Origin of the sequence: Capnocytophaga catalasegens, from assembly GCF_026005215.1 — a bacterium.
Classification (GTDB): domain Bacteria; phylum Bacteroidota; class Bacteroidia; order Flavobacteriales; family Flavobacteriaceae; genus Capnocytophaga; species Capnocytophaga catalasegens.
In genome coordinates, this window is sequence record NZ_BPMA01000016.1 from 57,709 (window position 1) to 71,847 (window position 14,139).

Genomic DNA, 14,139 nt, shown 5'->3' on the forward strand with positions numbered 1-14,139 from the left:
GAAAAAAGAATAAAAATAATATTTGGCACGATTTTTTCTTTATTAAATTCAGATGAAAATGAAAAATTTACATATTGCATTTTTTTTCTTTTGGATAAATTTTTGTATTTTTGCTCAAAAAACTACGCGAGTAGCTTATGTTGATGTAGATTATATATTACAAAATTTGGAAGAATATCAAGTTGCCAATGAACAATTTGCAGAGAAAATAGCTACTTGGCAAGCTGAATTTGATGAAAAATCAGAGGAGATACGTAAGCGTAAAGAAAAATTAGAAGCTGAGAAACCTTTGCTTACAGCCGAAATGGTAAGCGATAGAGAAGAAGAAATCCAGATTCTAGAACATAATCTTAAAGTATTACAACAGAAGCGTTTTGGAGCCGAAAAAGGAGATTATATCCAGCAAAAATGGCAATTAGCTCAACCTATTCAAGACCAGATATTTAATATTGCACAAGAAATAGGAAAAACAAAGAAATATGATTATATTTTCACCAAAGAAGATGTATCGTCAATTTATGCTGACCAAAAATATGATATAACAAAACTCGTGCTTCGCATACTCAAACGTAAAGAAAATGTCGAAGATCGAAATAAAGAAATGAGTGAATTGTTAAAAGAAAATTATAATTACGATCTAAAAGACGAACGAACCAAAAAACGAGAAGAAGCAGAACAAAAACGTGCAAAACTCTATGCTGAAAGACAAGCTCAACGAGAAGCCAAGCAAAAAGAATTGGCAACTCAACGAGAAAAATCTCTTCAAGAAAGACAAGCCAAACGAGCTAAATTAGAATTGGAGAAAAAACAAAAAAATGAGAAAAATTTAAAAGAAAAAGAAAATAATAATAATTAAAAAAAATTAAAGTAAGTAAAACAATGAAGAACATTAAAAATTTGATGGTTGCAGTGGCTCTTATGTTAGGAGCGACAACAGTGAGTATGGCACAATCTAAGGTAGCTCATATTGACTCACAAAAATTACTAAGTGAAATGCCCGAGATGAAATCGGCACAAGCACAATTACAAAAATTGGAACAAACTTATACTAATGATATTCAATCATCTGTAAAAGAATATACAACAAAAGCACAAGCGTTCCAAAATGAAGTAAATGCACTTACCGAAGACCAATTGAAATCAAGACAAGCTGAGCTTGAAAGAAAATCAAAAGAATTGGAAACTATGCAAAATAACATTCGTCAAGCACAACAAACAGCAGCCGAAGATTTGCAGAAAAAACAACAAAGTTTGCTTGCTCCATTGTACGAAAAAGCAAGAAAAGCAGTTGAAAAGGTAGCCAAAGCCCAAGGTTTTGATTATGTGTTGGATTCTACACAGCCTGGGACCGTTATTTTTGCAAACGGAAAAGATCTTTACAATGATGTAAAAAAAGAATTAGGTTTTTAGTCATATTTTTATAAGTTTTAGATTTTAGAAAAGTGTCCAAAACGGACACTTTTTTATAATTTTGTATCTTGTAAAAAGAAAAGAATTATGATAGGTTTTTTTGATTCGGGTATTGGAGGAACAAGTATTTGGAGTGAAGTGGTAAAAATCCTTCCTTACGAAGATACGCTTTTAATTGCCGATAGTAAAAATGCTCCTTATGGCACAAAAAACAAAGATGAGGTTATTTTTCTTTGTGAAAAAAATACAGAGTTTCTCTTAGAAAATGATAGTAAAATAATAGTAGTTGCGTGCAATACAGCGACAACCCAGGCTATTTCTTACCTTCGAGAGAAATATTCTGTACCTTTTATTGGTATAGAACCTGCCATAAAACCTGCATCTTTGCAAACTAAAACAAAAGTTATAGGGATACTTGCTACACAAGGCACACTTAACAGCAAACTTTTTCATCAGACAAGTCAATTATTTGCGGTTCGGAATGGGATTAAAATAATAGAACAAATAGGTTACGGACTTGTCGAACTTATAGAAAATGGGCAACTTAACAGTCCCAAAATGTTTTCCTTGTTGAAAAAATACCTTACTCCAATGATTGCTCAAAATATCGATTATTTGGTTTTGGGTTGCACACATTATCCGTATTTAATTCCAATAATTAAACAAATTCTCCCTGCTCATATTCAGATTGTAGATTCTGGAAGGGCAGTTGCTCGACAAACAAAAAAAGTTCTTGAACAAAATCAGTTATTGACCTCCTCTGTTTATTCGGCAAAACATCTTTGGATAACGACAAAAAATAGAAATATCCTTTCTCAATTTGCTCCCCAAAATGTTCAAATAAAATATCTTGAAAAAATTTCATAAGCAAAAATATAAAATTATGCACATTATATCGTTTTCGAACAAAAATGATTTTTTCTTGTCAGAAGAATTCGTATCTTAGCACAAAATTTTAAAATATCTTATTTGATGAAAAAGATAAAAAAAATAATATTAACTTTATCAATATTTATGAGTACTTTTACTTTTGGACAAATACAACGTATGGAGCCTCCTTTTTGGTGGAGTGGAATGAAAACCAGCAAAATTCAAGTACTTTTTTATGGCAAAAATATTGCTCAATTTGATGTGAAAAGTGATTTACCTATTGTAGATATTGCTAAGACAGAAAATCCCAATTATTTGTTCGTAACTTTTGATACTGAGAATCAGTTAGCTAACAAATATTCTATATCTCTTTGGAAAGGAAAGAAAAAACAACAAACTCTTTCGTATGAACTCAAGCAACGTAGGGAAAACTCTGCAATGCGCAAAGGTTTTGATACTTCCGATATGATTTATTTGCTAATGCCAGACCGATTTGCCAATGGAAATTCTCAAAATGATTCAAACAATCAACTGATAGAAAAAGCAAATCGAACCCTTGCAGGTGGACGACACGGAGGTGATATTCAGGGAATTATCAATAATCTGGATTACATACAATCGCTTGGGGCAACAGCTATTTGGAGTACCCCGATGTGCGAGGATAATGATCCTGAATATTCGTATCATACCTATGCGCAAAGTGATGTATATCAGATAGATGCACGTTATGGCACAAATGAAGATTATCGTCGATTAGCTTCAGAATTACACAAACGAGATATGAAACTTATCAAAGATTATGTTACAAATCACTGGGGAGCTGAACATTGGATAGTTAAAGACCTGCCTGCATACGATTGGTTGCATCAATTTCCAGGTTATGGACAAACAACATATCGAATGAGTACTCAAATGGATAAGTATGCATCAGAATATGATAAGAAATATTGTGAAAAAGGCTGGTTTACAAAGACGATGCCCGACCTTAATCAATCGAATCCGATGGTTTTCAACTATTTGTTGCAAAATGCAATTTGGTGGATTGAGTATGCAGACCTTGACGGCTTACGTGTAGATACATATTCTTACAATGACAAGGAAGGAATTGCTCAATGGACAAAACGTGTAATGGAAGAATATCCAAACTTTAATATAGTAGGTGAGGTATGGTTGCACGACCAAGCCCAAATATCGTATTGGCAGAAGGATAGCCCAATTTCAGCTTTACAAAACTATAATACATATTTGCCTTCGGTGATGGACTTTACGCTTCACGATGCTTTTGGTGAGGCTTTGAAGGTACAACCTTCGTGGGACAAGGGTATGATTCAGTTTTACGAGAATTTTGTTAATGATTTTCTCTATAAAGAGCCTTACAATCTTTTAATCTTCGCTGAAAACCATGATACCGGACGCATTAATGAAATTTATCCAAATATTGAAGATTATAAAATCGTGATGGCAATTTTATCTACAATGCGAGGAATTCCACAACTCTATTACGGAAGTGAAATCGGAATGCGAGGAGATAAAGGCAAAGGCGATGCGGATATTCGCCAGGATTTCCCAGGGGGCTGGGAAAATGATGCGAATAATGCCTTCAATCCTGAGACTCGTACTCCCGAACAGTGTGCTTATTTTGATGTTACTGCCAAATTATTCAACTGGCGTAAAGGTAAATCGGTAATTCATAAAGGTAAATTATTGCAGTTTTTGCCTGATAATGAAATTTATGTATATTTTCGCTACGATGATGCCAATACAGTTATGGTAATTATCAATAATAAACACGAAAAACAAACTATTGACTTAAAGCGTTTTGATGAAGGTATTAAATCTTTTACTAAAGGAAAAGATGTTGTATCTGAAAAAGAATTTTCACTAACAAATACATTGGAAATTGAAGGTAAAACTGCCTTAGTTTTAGATCTTAGTAAATAAACGTGAATTATAAATATAAAAAAGCGAGTTTAAAACTCGCTTTTTTTTAATAAAAATAAATCAATTAAACATTTTATATTTAATTTTTTTATTTTTAATTCTAATCATCAAGTTCTTTTATCTAATATTTAAATTTTTAGATTTAGTGATTGAGCTTTTAGCTTCGATGATTGAGCTTTTAGCTTCGATGATTGAGCTTTTAGCTTCGATGATTGAGCTTTTATCTTCGATAATTGAGCTTTTATCTTCGATAATTGAGCTTTTAGCTTCGATGATTAAGCTTTTAGTTTCGATAATTGAGCTTTTAGCTTTTATTTTTATGATTTTAATATATAAAAAATAATTTTGAATAACAATTTATTAGATTTAATAATTGAAATATGAATTATTAGCTTATAAAGCTAAGATTTAAATAATAATATTTTTAATAAAAATAAGTAAATAGATGAAAAAAATAACAATAATATTTTTAATAGGTACGTTTATGACGCATATACAATGTCAATTTTCTGGGAAAAATAAAGAAGCGAAATCTGAAAACTCAGAAGTAAGAGGTAAAAAAGTGGTTTATCAAGTTTTTACACGTCTTTTTGGAAATAAAAATCAGACGAATAAAGTTTGGGGTACGAAAGAAGAGAATGGTGTAGGAAAGTTTGAAGATATTAGTAACAAGGCGTTACAAGAAATTAAGGAGCTTGGGGCTACACATATTTGGTACACAGGTATTCCACACCATGCCTTAGTAGGTGATTACAAAAAGTATGGTATTTCTGACGATGACCCAGAGGTAGTTAAAGGACGCGCAGGGTCTCCATATGCAGTTAAAGATTATTATAATGTAAATCCTGATTTAGCAAATAATCCTGCGAATAGAATGTCAGAATTTGAAGCTCTTATTGAGCGAACGCATAGAAATGGACTCAAAGTTATTATTGATATTGTGCCAAATCATGTTGCAAGGCGCTACGAGAGTGTTTCTATGCCCGATGGAGTACGTGGTTTTGGGCAAGATGATAATACAAGTGTAGTTTTTGATGTTGATAATAATTTTTATTATGTTCCCAATCAACCTTTTGTACTTCCTTTATATGCTGATGGATATAAACCTTTGGGAGGTGAGCCACATTGGTTAATTGATGGAAAGTTTGATGAAAATCCAGCAAAATGGACTGGAAATGGTGCAAGAAGTCCTCAGCCTGATTTCAATGATTGGTACGAAACGGTCAAATTAAACTTTGGTATTTCTCCCGAAGGGAAAAAAGAGTTTCCTTTGCTTCCCGATGGGTATGAATATGAACCCTATGAGGTACATTATGAATTCTGGAAAGATAAAAAAGTACCCAATACGTGGGTTAAATTTCGAGATATTGCACTTTTTTGGCTTGAAAAAGGAGTTGATGGCTTCCGATATGATATGGCAGAAATGGTTCCTGTCGAATTTTGGAGTTATCTCAATTCTTCAATTAAAATGAAGAATCCTCAATCCTTTTTATTAGCAGAAATATATAATCCTAATGCGTATAGAGACTACATTCGTAAAGGAAAAATGGACTATTTGTATGATAAAGTACAACTTTATGATACATTAAGAAACATTGTTCAGTATAAACACTCCACAGATGGAATTGCTCCTATACAGCACAAACTTAAAGATATCTCGCGTCATATGTTGCACTTCCTTGAAAATCATGATGAACAACGAATAGCAGCTCCTGAGTTTGCAGGTAATCCTTTTAAAGCACTTCCCGCTATGGTTATCTCTCATACGATTTCTTCTGCCCCAACAATGATTTATTTTGGGCAGGAAGTAGGAGAAGAAGGCTCCGAAAAAGGAGGTTTTGGTAGCCCTTCGCGTACTTCTATCTTCGATTATGTGGGTGTTCCTGAGCATCAAAAATGGATGAATGAAGGAAAGTTTGATGGAGAAAAACTATCTGAGGCTCAAAAGAAACTTCGCGCATATTATAAGAAATTACTAAACCTTAATATTTCAGGAAGTTACAATGATATTCACACATACAACCGCTCACATACCGAATTCTATAACGATAAGGTATATTCGTTTGTCAGAGGGGATAAAGATGGGAAAAAATGGATAATAGTAAGCAATTTTGATTCAGAGCAAACCTTTGGTTTTGAATTACAAATCCCACAAGAGATAATTTCTTTTTGGAAACTTCCTAATGGAAGGTATTCACTCGTTGATGCGCTTTCAGGGCATAAAATTGCGATGCAAAATCATAACGGAATTGCTAAAATGCGCATAGATATCAAACCATTAGAATCATTCATCTTTGAAATACATAACAAATAAGCAAATAAGCATAAAAATGGAAACATTTTTCAGTTATTTTTTATAGAAAATATTGAAATTTGTAGAAAAAATAAAAATTTATCAACTTGTAAGTTTTTGATTTTTAATAATTTATAGTAGATAAAAAATTAAAATAAAATATTTTTAAACAAAATTATACGTAATTGTTTTTCATTTAAAATTTTTTTTGTAAATTTGTTTCTTGTAAAAACATTAAAGAAATACCAATGAATATTCCAACAGAATTAAAGTATACCAAAGACCATGAGTGGGTTCGTTTGGAAGGAGAAGTAGCCGTAATAGGTATTACAGATTTTGCTCAACGCGAATTGGGTGATATTGTTTATGTAGAAGTAGAAACCGAGGGCGAAACCCTTGATAAAGAAGAAGTTTTTGGCACGGTTGAAGCTGTAAAAACAGTTTCAGATCTTTTCTTGCCTGTAAGTGGAGAAATAATTAGTTTTAATAAAGAATTGGAAGATGATCCTGCACTTGTCAATACAGACCCTTATAACAAAGGTTGGATGATAAAAGTAAAGATTAGCAATTCTGCAGAAGTTGATACCTTATTAAGCGCAGATGCTTACAAAGAACTAATTGGTGTTTAGAAAGCATAGATATCTTTTTTTACTGATTATTTGGATAATTTCAGTTATTTTTTTGAGTTTAGTATCTTTTCCGAAAACGAAAATTCGCCCTTTGTTTAGTCATTCAGATAAAATTGTACATTTTGTTTTTTATTTTGTTATGACTTTACTTTTGATGCGTTTTTTCAAAATAGAGACAAGTTGGTTTAAAACTTTTAGATTACGAGCTATTGTATCTTTTGTGATAGTATTTGTATTAGGAGTTTTAATCGAGTTTTTACAAGAAAAAATAACTTTATATCGTAGTGGAGATATAAAAGATATCTATTTTAATACATTTGGCATAATTGTTGCTATATATTTACTGAGAATGACAAGATTTTGAAACTTGAATTCAAACACAATTTATAAATTATTAAAAAATAATACGTATGGAACTTAAAAAAAATCCCCAAGCAGATTTAAGTCGTCGTACAGGATTGTTCTTTGCTATTGGACTTGCTGTAGCAACTTCCATTAGTTTATTTGCTATCAATTTTAAATCATATGAAAGTGATAGAGATAAAGTAGAATTTTCGGCTGTAGACGATAATTTAGACGAAGAAGTCGAAGAAATTGTAATGGAAAATACACCACCACCACAACCGCCACCAGAAGTTTCTGTACCAGAACAAATAGAAGTGGTTGATAACAAAGTTGAAATTAAAACGGATTTTGCAAGTACTGAAACAACCAAAAATGAAGTAATTGCCGAAGCACCGAAAATTGAAACACCTGTTGAAGATGATATTCCAGACGAAATACCTTTTGCTGTTATTGAAGATAAACCAACTTTCGAAGTTTGTAAAAATCTTCCTAAAGGAAAACAACAGGAAGATTGTTTCAAAAAAACATTGGATAGCCATGTACAAAAGCATTTCAGATATCCAGAAATAGCCCAAGAAATGCAAATTCAAGGGCGTGTAACGGTACTTTTTCGTATCAATAAAGATGGTTCAGTTACTGTAACTGGGGTTCGTGGACCAGATAAAGCATTAGAAGCAGAAGCAAGACGAATTATTGAAAAATTACCTAATTTTATACCAGGAAAACAACGAGGTAAACCTGTAGCTGTAACATATGCTTATCCAATTATGTTCAAATTGAATAATTAAGCATTATATTTTTATCATATTATAAAAAAGCGAAACTTTTAAGTTTCGCTTTTTTATTTTTTTAGATTTTATTAACATTGGATAAGAACTGATAATGTCGTCATTCTCATATCATTCTTTGTCAAAAGTATATAGATACAATTTGTTGAAGAAAATGGCCATGTTATTTTCTTTTAGACATTTTATCAATCTCAAAGTATTTATTTTGATAATAGAATTTTGCTTGTTTAAAGATTTATATCTAATAATAGAATAGTTTTATTTCGTTTTTACAAATACAAAATTTATATTACTTGGTAATATTTTGAAAGAATTTTGTCTTATTTCTCGAAAATTGCCAACATAAGAGCTTGAAACCAGAGTTTAAACTACTACATATCCGATATTTTATATCAATACTATTTATGGAGTGATAATGACCAGAATTTTTGAATAAAATCTAAAAAAAAACAAAAAAATTTTGTAGATATATAAAAATAGTTATACATTTGCAACGAAAATAAAAAAACTAATTCAACAAAAAGAATTGAATTTGCTGAAAAAACATACCGAAAAAAATGCACAATACGCTGAAAATGTGTATCTTTGCTGTGCGAATGGCACACTGTTCAGTTCGTAGCGTTAAACCGCCCTTTTTTAGGTATTTTATATAACAAAAAATCCGCATGATGGAAAGTCATTCCATCATGCGGATTTTCTGTTTTTAGCAGAAATCACTCGAAGAAAAAGAAAGATGTTTTAAATATTAAATAGTAATTTTTTAAAATTGATTAAAGATGAGACAAAGAATCATTACATTAGGTGTTGTGTTTGCAGGTATTTTCACGACACAAGCACAAGAAGTTAAATTTGGAGTAAGAACAGGGTTAAACCTTTCTGATTTAGCTCTATGGATGTTCCCGCTATGGTTGAAGCAAGGGGAATAAGAGAAACAACTTTTAACACCAAAATGCGTGCGGGCTTTCATATAGGCGCTTTTGCAGAAATGGGGTTAAGTGATACTTGGTTTGTTGAAGCAAGTGTTGCATACTCTTTCCAAGGAGCTAATTTGAAATCAGGTGAAACAATTACAACTAGGATAGCAACAGGTGCGGTAATAGAACAAGAAAAAGTTGATTTTCTAAGCGGTTCATATACAAAAGTAGGAATGCTCAATATTCCTGTTTGGGTTAAGTATGATATTGCTGGTTTTCGTCCCAAAGCAGGTTTTAACTTAGGCTTTATGACAGATATTGAAACTAAAGCAAAAATTGAAGGAGAAGAAGATTCAATAACTAAGGGAAAAGATAAAAATTTTGACTTTGGGTTAGGAATAGGAGCAGAGTATAACCTCCCTATGGGGCTTTTCTTTGATGCTACCTTCAACTTGGGCTTAACAAAACTATCACAAAAAGATGAAGAAGGATCTGAACTAACCTATAAAAACCGTGTTTTCCAAATAGGAGTTGGTTATAAGTTTTAATAAAAAATTACTTTCTGAAAATAACAATAATCCAGTTTAACATCTTTTCTGGGTTATTGTTGTTTTTTATTTGAGTTTTTCAAATTTGTTTTTAAGGCTTAAAAAAGAATAAAAATCACAAGAATATCACGATATTCTTGTGATTTTTGTTTTAAACAATAATATTTTACAAACCCGATATTCTGTATAGCTACCCAAACCAGAAACACTGCAAAATTTATAACTAAAAAACATATTTTATAAAAAGAATAAAATAGCAAAAATTTTTGTAGTTTTGTATTCAAATTTTGGAAAGATGAAAATATCCGTAGAATTGACATTTAGTCCGTTGCAAGATGATTTTGAGCGACCCATTATTCATTTCATCAAACAACTTCGAGCATCGGGGTTGGTAGTGCTTGAAAATCCGCTTAGTACGCAAGTGTATGGCGATTATGATAAGGTAATGCAGATTTTACAAGTTGAAGTAAAACAAGCAATGGAGATGGTAGAAAAAGGACTTATGTATATGAAAATTGTAAAATCAGACAGACATCAGTATGAACCATTTTTTTGATTGGTTTTTTGAGCAATATCGAGATGTACCACCTCTTTATGTTTCGTTAGAAATTATAGGAATAATCTTTGGATTATTAAGTGTTTTTTTTAGTAAAAAACGCAATATTTTGGTATATCCTACGGGAATTATCAGCACGATGATTTTCGTATATTTGCTATGGATTAATCAACTTTTCGGAGATATGCTCATCAACGCTTATTATACAATAATGAGCGTATATGGTTGGGTGCTTTGGACAAAAAGTAGTACTGATACTATTCATGTTAATATATCAAAAACAACACGACGCGATTGGCTAATTAGCTCAGCATTAGCGATTTTTAGTTGGTTGTTTGTTACAGGAGTTTATTGGTTTAAACCTTATATAAACAACGGATTTGTTTGGAATGATACCTTACAGGTTGGTTTTCAGTATTTTAGTTGGTTAGATTGGGCAGATATTTTCACAACATCTATTTTTCTTGTAGGAATGTGGCTAATGGCTGAGCGCAAAATAGAAAATTGGATTTGCTGGATTATAGGCGATATTATTTCTGTACCTTTGTATTATTATAAAGGACTGATTTTCAGTTCATTTCAGTATTTTGTATTTACCATAATAGCCGTATTGGCATATATCGAATGGAAGAAAACTTATCACAAACAACAACAAGCATCAGTCGAATAGCTTTTGTAGGTCCTGAATGCACAGGGAAAACGACTATTTGCACCAAGCTCGCACACTATTTTCAAACGCAATGGGTGCCCGAATATATGCGAATTTATTTGCAAAAAAAATGGGACGAAACTCAGCAAGTTTGCCAATGGGAAGATTTACTACCCATAGCCTCTGGGCAGATGTTTTTAGAAAATCAGAAAGTACAACAGGCAAACGAATTTCTTTTCTGTGATACCAACTTGCTTGAAATTACGATGTATTCTTATATTTACTACGGAAAATGTCCAACAGAGATAGAAACTTCGGCACTTGCTCATAGGTATGATATTATTTTTTTAGCACATATTGATGTCCCTTGGCAGGCAGATGATTTACGTGATAAACCTAACGAACGCGCCGAAGTATTGACATTTTTTAAGAAATATCTTTCTCAAAAAGAAATACCTTATATTTTTTTAAAAGGTTCAGAAACCGAGCGTTTTGACAAAGTAATTTCAATTTTGAAACAAAAAATATAGTTTTGAATTGGAAAATAATGAAATTATGGATTAGAGATAATACAAAAAAATGATTTATACCATAAATATATATACAATTCTAATTCAGAAAATGGTATTATAGATAAAATTAGTATCTTTGCCCTTTGAAAAATTAAAAAGAAGTATGAAATTATGGAAACAAGACCCATTTGGGCATGCCATTTGGATAAAGAAAATGATAATTCGCATATTAGGAATTATTACGCACAGGCGATACAGGGGTTTTAATAATTTACATATAGAAGGGTCACAAATTATAAAAGATTTACCCGAGTCCAATGTACTATTTGTTTCAAATCATCAGACATATTTTGCTGACGTCGTAGCTATGTATCATGTTTTTAACGCTACACTCAAAGGTCGTGTAGATTCTATACAAAATATAGGGTATGTTTGGTCTCCCAAAACAAATATCTATTATATAGCGGCCTCCGAAACGATGCGTGCAGGCCTTTTGCCCAAAATATTAGCCTATGTTGGAGCAGTAACAGTCGATAGAACTTGGCGCGAAAAAGGAAAAGAAATACAAAGAGAAGTAAAACAAGACGACGTAACTAATATTGGCATCGCGCTAAACGATGGTTGGGTTATTACCTTTCCACAAGGAACAACCACTCCTTGGAAACCTATTCGCAAAGGAACAGCACATCTTATCAAACAATATAAACCTGTTGTTGTTCCGATTGTCATAGACGGATTTCGTAGGTCGTTTGACAAAAAAGGCGTGGTTGTCAAAAAGAAAGGCGTACAGCAAAAAATGCAAATAAAACCTCCTTTGCATATCGATTATGAGAATGATAGTATAGAAAAAATAGTTGAAAAAGTACAAATAGCCATAGAACAACATCCTTCTTTTATACGAATTCCCAAGGAAAATGAAGGGGTTTAAAAGTTTTTTTTAAAAAAAGTAAAATATTTTTTGCAGGAATAAAAAACATTTGTAAATTTGCACTCCGTTAAGTAGAGTTAAATTATCTCAACAATAACGATAAAATGCCGGTATAGCTCAGTTGGCCAGAGCACGTGATTTGTAATCTCGGGGTCGTGGGTTCGAATCCCTCTACCGGCTCAAAGTTCTCATAATTTAAACATTTTTAGGGAAGATACTCAAGTGGCCAACGAGGGCAGACTGTAAATCTGCTGACTATGTCTTCGCAGGTTCGAATCCTGCTCTTCCCACGAGTTAATGCGGGAGTAGCTCAGTTGGTAGAGCGTCAGCCTTCCAAGCTGAATGTCGCGAGTTCGAACCTCGTCTCCCGCTCTTTTTGTATTGAAGTATGCCGGTGTAGCTCAGGGGTAGAGCGCTTCCTTGGTAAGGAAGAGGTCACGAGTTCAAATCTCGTCATTGGCTCATATTATAATGAAGAAAGTATTGAACACTAATATAAACTAAGATTAAAAATTATTAAACATGGCAAAGGAAAATTTTGACCGTTCCAAACCGCACTTAAATATTGGTACAATTGGACACGTAGACCACGGTAAGACAACTTTAACAGCTGCTATTACAAAAGTTTTGGCTGACGCAGGTCTTTCAGAGGCAAGAAGTTTCGATTCAATCGATAATGCTCCTGAAGAAAAAGAAAGAGGTATTACAATTAATACTTCTCACGTAGAATATCAAACTAAAAATAGACACTATGCGCACGTTGACTGTCCTGGTCACGCCGACTATGTAAAAAACATGGTTACAGGGGCTGCTCAGATGGATGGGGCTATTCTTGTGGTAGCTGCAACAGACGGGCCTATGCCTCAAACGCGTGAGCATATCCTTCTTGGTCGTCAAGTAGGTATTCCTCGTATCGTTGTTTTCTTGAACAAAGTGGATATGGTTGATGATCCAGAATTGTTGGAACTTGTTGAAATGGAGGTTAGAGAATTGCTTTCTTTCTATGAGTACGACGGAGATAATGGTCCTGTTATTCAGGGGTCTGCATTAGGGGCTTTGAATGGAGAGGCTAAATGGGTTGAGACTGTTATGAATTTAATGGAGGCAGTTGATAACTGGATTGAACTTCCTCAACGTGATATTGATAAGGATTTCTTGATGCCAGTTGAAGACGTGTTTACTATCACAGGTCGTGGTACAGTAGCAACAGGACGTATCGAAACTGGTGTTGCAAAAACAGGTGATGCAGTTGAAATCATCGGTATGGGAGCTGACAAATTGACTTCTACTATTACAGGAGTTGAGATGTTCCGCAAAATTCTTGACAGAGGTGAGGCTGGTGATAACGTAGGTTTGTTGCTTCGTGGTATTGATAAAAAAGATATCCGTCGTGGTATGGTAATCTGTAAACCAGGTTCTGTGAAACCACATGCTAAATTCAAAGCAGAGGTATATATCTTGAAAAAAGAAGAAGGAGGTCGTCATACACCATTCCATAACAACTATCGCCCTCAGTTCTATGTACGTACTACTGACGTTACAGGGACTATCAATCTTCCAGAAGGTGTAGATATGGTTATGCCAGGTGATAACTTGACAATTACTGTTGATTTGTTGCAACCAATTGCACTTAATGTAGGTCTTCGTTTTGCTATCCGTGAAGGAGGTCGTACAGTAGGGGCTGGTCAGGTAACAGAAATTCTTGACTAAATAAAGACTTGATAAAGTTTTAATAGAATAAGAGTTTTGAGTAATC

14 protein-coding genes, 4 tRNA genes and 1 pseudogene are annotated in these 14,139 nt (G+C 33.1%); all 19 read left to right on the forward strand.

Annotation, left to right across the window (positions count from 1 at the left end; translation table 11 throughout):
* Window positions 1-58 precede the first annotated feature (58 nt).
* The 19 genes and pseudogenes from OO775_RS04625 (at window position 59) to tuf (ending at window position 14,093) form a co-directional block, all read left to right on the forward strand.
* Window positions 59-856: an OmpH/Skp family outer membrane protein gene (locus OO775_RS04625; protein WP_264845856.1), complete on the forward strand. Its 798-nt coding sequence runs from the start codon at window positions 59-61 to the stop codon at window positions 854-856.
* A gap of 23 nt (window positions 857-879) precedes the next feature.
* A complete protein-coding gene (locus tag OO775_RS04630) occupies window positions 880-1,410 on the forward strand; it encodes an OmpH/Skp family outer membrane protein (protein ID WP_264845857.1) in 531 nt (176 codons plus the stop codon).
* 87 nt (window positions 1,411-1,497) lie between these two features.
* Window positions 1,498-2,277, forward strand: a complete 780-nt coding sequence (gene murI, locus OO775_RS04635) for a glutamate racemase (protein WP_264845858.1) — start codon at window positions 1,498-1,500, stop codon at window positions 2,275-2,277.
* Window positions 2,278-2,382: 105 nt separating this feature from the next.
* Window positions 2,383-4,221, forward strand: coding sequence for a glycoside hydrolase family 13 protein (locus OO775_RS04640; protein WP_264845859.1), 1,839 nt, complete (start codon window positions 2,383-2,385; stop codon window positions 4,219-4,221).
* A 145-nt stretch (window positions 4,222-4,366) separates the two neighbouring features.
* Entirely contained in the window at window positions 4,367-4,564 is a 198-nt protein-coding gene (locus OO775_RS04645) for a hypothetical protein (protein ID WP_264845860.1), read from the forward strand.
* A gap of 102 nt (window positions 4,565-4,666) precedes the next feature.
* On the forward strand, window positions 4,667-6,535 hold the full coding sequence (locus tag OO775_RS04650) for an alpha-amylase family protein (RefSeq protein ID WP_264845861.1): 1,869 nt from the start codon (window positions 4,667-4,669) through the stop codon (window positions 6,533-6,535).
* A gap of 227 nt (window positions 6,536-6,762) precedes the next feature.
* Window positions 6,763-7,143: a glycine cleavage system protein GcvH gene (gcvH, locus tag OO775_RS04655; protein ID WP_264845862.1), complete on the forward strand. Its 381-nt coding sequence runs from the start codon at window positions 6,763-6,765 to the stop codon at window positions 7,141-7,143.
* A complete protein-coding gene (locus OO775_RS14115; protein ID WP_373874546.1) occupies window positions 7,136-7,507 on the forward strand; it encodes a VanZ family protein in 372 nt (123 codons plus the stop codon). Before gcvH ends, OO775_RS14115 begins: the two co-directional genes overlap by 8 nt.
* A 46-nt stretch (window positions 7,508-7,553) precedes the next feature.
* On the forward strand, window positions 7,554-8,276 hold the full coding sequence (locus OO775_RS04660; protein ID WP_264845863.1) for an energy transducer TonB: 723 nt from the start codon (window positions 7,554-7,556) through the stop codon (window positions 8,274-8,276).
* 776 nt (window positions 8,277-9,052) lie between these two features.
* Window positions 9,053-9,738: pseudogene (locus OO775_RS04670) on the forward strand (porin family protein).
* A 295-nt stretch (window positions 9,739-10,033) separates the two neighbouring features.
* Complete coding sequence (locus OO775_RS04675; RefSeq protein WP_264845867.1) at window positions 10,034-10,294, forward strand: hypothetical protein; 261 nt, start codon at window positions 10,034-10,036, stop codon at window positions 10,292-10,294.
* Window positions 10,278-10,964: a nicotinamide riboside transporter PnuC gene (pnuC, locus tag OO775_RS04680; protein ID WP_264845869.1), complete on the forward strand. Its 687-nt coding sequence runs from the start codon at window positions 10,278-10,280 to the stop codon at window positions 10,962-10,964. Before OO775_RS04675 ends, pnuC begins: the two co-directional genes overlap by 17 nt.
* A complete protein-coding gene (locus OO775_RS04685; RefSeq protein WP_264845870.1) occupies window positions 10,919-11,473 on the forward strand; it encodes an AAA family ATPase in 555 nt (184 codons plus the stop codon). The genes pnuC and OO775_RS04685 overlap by 46 nt, the downstream gene beginning before the upstream one ends.
* 145 nt (window positions 11,474-11,618) lie before the next feature.
* Entirely contained in the window at window positions 11,619-12,383 is a 765-nt protein-coding gene (locus OO775_RS04690) for a lysophospholipid acyltransferase family protein (protein ID WP_264845872.1), read from the forward strand.
* Between the two features lie 106 nt (window positions 12,384-12,489).
* Window positions 12,490-12,563: transfer RNA gene (locus tag OO775_RS04695), tRNA-Thr, on the forward strand.
* 28 nt (window positions 12,564-12,591) lie between these two features.
* Window positions 12,592-12,673 (forward strand) — tRNA-Tyr (locus OO775_RS04700).
* A 9-nt stretch (window positions 12,674-12,682) separates the two neighbouring features.
* Window positions 12,683-12,755 (forward strand) — tRNA-Gly (locus tag OO775_RS04705).
* Window positions 12,756-12,773: 18 nt separating this feature from the next.
* Window positions 12,774-12,845: transfer RNA gene (locus tag OO775_RS04710), tRNA-Thr, on the forward strand.
* 60 nt (window positions 12,846-12,905) lie between these two features.
* Window positions 12,906-14,093: an elongation factor Tu gene (gene tuf / locus OO775_RS04715; protein WP_264845874.1), complete on the forward strand. Its 1,188-nt coding sequence runs from the start codon at window positions 12,906-12,908 to the stop codon at window positions 14,091-14,093.
* Window positions 14,094-14,139 lie beyond the last annotated feature (46 nt).